Origin of the sequence: uncultured Tessaracoccus sp. (genome assembly GCF_947255005.1) — a bacterium.
Classification (GTDB): Bacteria; Actinomycetota; Actinomycetes; order Propionibacteriales; family Propionibacteriaceae; genus Arachnia.
The window spans coordinates 1-3,351 of the sequence record NZ_CAMYFI010000119.1 but is presented as its reverse complement, the minus strand read 5'-3'; the positions used below and the strand labels follow the sequence as shown (position 1 = coordinate 3,351).

The window sequence follows — 3,351 nt, the reverse complement described above, 5'->3', positions numbered from 1 at the left end:
GTATGGCGCTACGGGTGCCTGGTCCAGACGAATTACGGAGGAGCACCGCTTGGTGTATCTCGTGGTTGGCGACGACCTGATCGTTCTTCAAGCCCGCTACCACTATTGACGCTTTCCCTCGCGGCACGCTCAGGCAGCGCAAAAGACGGTTAGGCAGTAGACTCGGGGGCGGATTCACAAGCCGCCATAAGGAGAACGATGAGCGTCAACTCGTTCGGGGCCAAGGCGAGCCTCGATGTGCAAGGGACTTCGTACGAAATCTTCCGGCTCGATGCCGTGCCGGGTTCAGACAAGCTGCCATACAGCCTGAAGATCTTGCTGGAGAACCTGTTGCGCACCGAGGATGGTGCGAACATCACCCGCGAGGACATCGAGTTCCTCGGAAACTGGGACCCGAACGCGCAGCCTGATCACGAGATCCAGTTCACGCCAGCGCGCGTGATCATGCAGGACTTCACCGGCGTGCCGTGTGTTGTCGACCTCGCCACCATGCGCGAAGCCGTCGCAGAGTTGGGCGGTGACCCGTCGAAGATCAACCCACTGTCGCCCGCCGAAATGGTCATCGACCACTCCGTCATCGCCGAGGTCTTCGGCATCCAGGGCGCGTTCGAGGCCAATACCGACATCGAGTACCAACGCAACCGCGAGCGCTACCAGTTCCTGCGTTGGGGCCAGACTGCATTTGACGACTTCAAGGTGGTGCCGCCCGGCACCGGCATCGTCCACCAGGTCAACATTGAGCACCTCGCCCGCGTGGTCTTCCCGCGCACCGTCGACGGCGTGCTCCAGGCCTACCCTGACACCTGCGTCGGCACCGACTCCCACACCACCATGGTCAACGGCCTCGGCGTCGTCGGCTGGGGCGTGGGCGGCATCGAAGCTGAGGCGGCCATGCTTGGCCAGCCCGTGTCGATGCTCATTCCGCGCGTCGTGGGCTTCAAGCTGAAGGGCAAGCTCAACGAAGGCACCACCGCCACCGACCTTGTGCTCACCATCACCGAGATGCTGCGCGAGCACAAGGTCGTCGGCAAGTTCGTCGAGTTCTACGGCGACGGTGTGGCCGAGGTTCCGCTCGCCAACCGCGCCACCATCGGCAACATGAGCCCCGAGTACGGCTCCACCATCGCAGTGTTCCCCGTCGATGAGAAGACCACCGACTACCTCCGCCTCACCGGCCGTGACGAGCAGCAGATCGCCCTCGTCGAGGCGTACGCGAAGGAGCAGGGCCTGTGGCACGACCCGTCGCGCGAAGCCAACTACTCCGAATACCTCGAGCTCGATCTCTCTACGGTGGAGCCCTCCATCGCAGGCCCGAAGCGTCCGCAGGACCGCATCCGGCTTAGCGAGGCGAAAGAATCCTTCGAGCACTTCCTGCCCAGCTACACCTCCAACCCAGAGGCGGCGGTGCCCGTCGAACTGAAGGCCGGCGACAAGTTCGACCTGCGCAACGGTGCGGTTACCGTCGCATCCATCACGTCGTGCACCAACACCTCCAACCCGAGCGTCATGATCGGCGCCGGACTGGTGGCGAAGAAGGCCGTGGAGAAGGGCCTCACCCGCAAGCCGTGGGTGAAGACGTCGCTGGCTCCGGGTTCGCAGGTGGTCACCGACTACTACGAGAAGGCGGGGCTCACGAGGTACCTCGACGACATCGGCTTCAACCTCGTCGGCTATGGCTGTGTCACCTGTATCGGCAACACTGGCCCGCTCATCCCCGAGGTGTCGAAGGCCATCAACGACAACGACCTCGCCGTCACCGCGGTGCTGTCTGGTAACCGCAACTTCGAGGGCCGCATCAGCCCCGACGTGAAGATGAACTACCTGGCTTCGCCGATGCTCGTCATCGTCTACGCGCTGGCGGGCACGATGGATATCGACCTCTTCAACGAGCCGATCGGTCAGGACAAGGACGGCAATGATGTCTTCATGAAGGACATCTGGCCCACGGAAGCCGAGATTGAGGAAGTCATCGGCTCCTCCATCTCCTCCGAGATGTTCAAGGAGCGCTACGCCGACGTGTTCAAGGGCGACGAGCGCTGGCGCTCCCTGCCCACACCCGAGGGTGCCACCTTCGCCTGGGACGATGCCTCCACGTACGTCCGCAAGGCGCCCTACTTCGACGGCATGCCTCGCGAGGCTGCTCCCGTCGAGGACATTGCCGGGGCTCGGGTGCTGCTGAAACTGGGCGACTCGGTCACCACCGACCACATCTCCCCGGCCGGCAACATCAAGGCCGACTCGCCTGCAGGTAAGTACCTCACCGAGCACGGTGTCGAACAGCGCGACTTTAACTCCTACGGTTCGCGTCGCGGTAACCACGAGGTCATGATTCGTGGCACCTTCGCCAACATCCGGCTGCGCAACCAGATTGCACCTGGCACCGAGGGAGGTTTTACACGCGACTTCACCGTCGACGATGCCCCCGTCACCACGGTGTACGAGGCCGCCCAGAGCTACGCAAAGGCTGGCACTCCGCTCGTCGTCCTGGCGGGTAAGGAGTACGGTTCGGGGTCGTCGCGCGACTGGGCCGCGAAAGGCACCGCGCTGCTGGGCGTGAAGTTCGTCATAGCTGAGAGCTACGAGCGTATCCACCGCTCCAACCTCATCGGCATGGGTGTGCTCCCGCTGCAGTTCCCCGAGGGCGAATCGGCGGCATCGCTCGGGCTCACCGGCGAGGAGACCTTCTCCGTCGAAGGCGTAACGAAGCTCAACGACGGCGTCACCCCCAAGACAATGAAGGTCACCGCCGTCGCCCCTGATGGCAAGGAGACTACGTTTGACGCCGTGGTGCGCATCGATACTCCTGGAGAGCGTGCCTACTACCTGAACGGCGGCATCATGCAGTACGTGCTGCGCAACCTCATCGGCTGACTAGCTCATATTCAGTGCCTCCGTCCGAGTTCGCTTGGGCGGGGGCACTGTGGTGTAGAAGTGTCAGTGGGGTAGTGTTCAATAGAACACATGTTTGATACGAACGCATTGGTGCAGGTGTATGTTCCACCGGGCTGGCCGTCGGCCGTGCCGCCCCCAGGCGCCGACGATTGGTTGCAGTGCGCGGTCGCGTTTCTCCTCGACGCATCCCCGCCGGAGTATCGGGGGTATCGTGTGCTGCGCAATCACCCCATCGTGCTCGCGCGCTTGGCCCATTCGCATGTGGAGGCGCAGTTGTCCGCCACGACGTCGCAACGGGCGACGATGCGGGCAAACCTTGTCGGGTGGGTAGACGCCCGCGTGGCAGGGGAGGCCGTCGACGTGTTGCAGCAAGAAGAAGCTCGGCTGCTCCGCCTCCTGCGAGCGGTGCATCTCGTCGAAGAGGCGCTCCATGACGTGCGTTTCGTGCCGAAGTTATAG

The 3,351-nt window shown here is 63.2% G+C and carries 3 protein-coding genes; all 3 read left to right on the top strand.

Annotated elements, in window-relative coordinates; genetic code table 11:
- Positions 1-109: type II toxin-antitoxin system YoeB family toxin (locus Q0X61_RS12990; RefSeq protein ID WP_297743287.1), on the top strand; the 109-nt coding region annotated here is incomplete at its 5' end.
- 89 nt (positions 110-198) lie between these two features.
- Complete coding sequence (acnA, locus tag Q0X61_RS12985) at positions 199-2,871, top strand: aconitate hydratase AcnA (RefSeq protein ID WP_297743285.1); 2,673 nt, start codon at positions 199-201, stop codon at positions 2,869-2,871.
- A gap of 90 nt (positions 2,872-2,961) precedes the next feature.
- On the top strand, positions 2,962-3,351 hold the full coding sequence (locus Q0X61_RS12980) for a hypothetical protein (RefSeq protein WP_297743283.1): 390 nt from the start codon (positions 2,962-2,964) through the stop codon (positions 3,349-3,351).

Coding starts and splice junctions, on each gene's coding strand:
- Q0X61_RS12980 (WP_297743283.1), top strand. CDS start 2,962: ATGTTTGATACGAACGCATTGGTGCAGGTGTATGTTCCACCGGGCTGG.
- acnA (WP_297743285.1), top strand. CDS start 199: ATGAGCGTCAACTCGTTCGGGGCCAAGGCGAGCCTCGATGTGCAAGGG.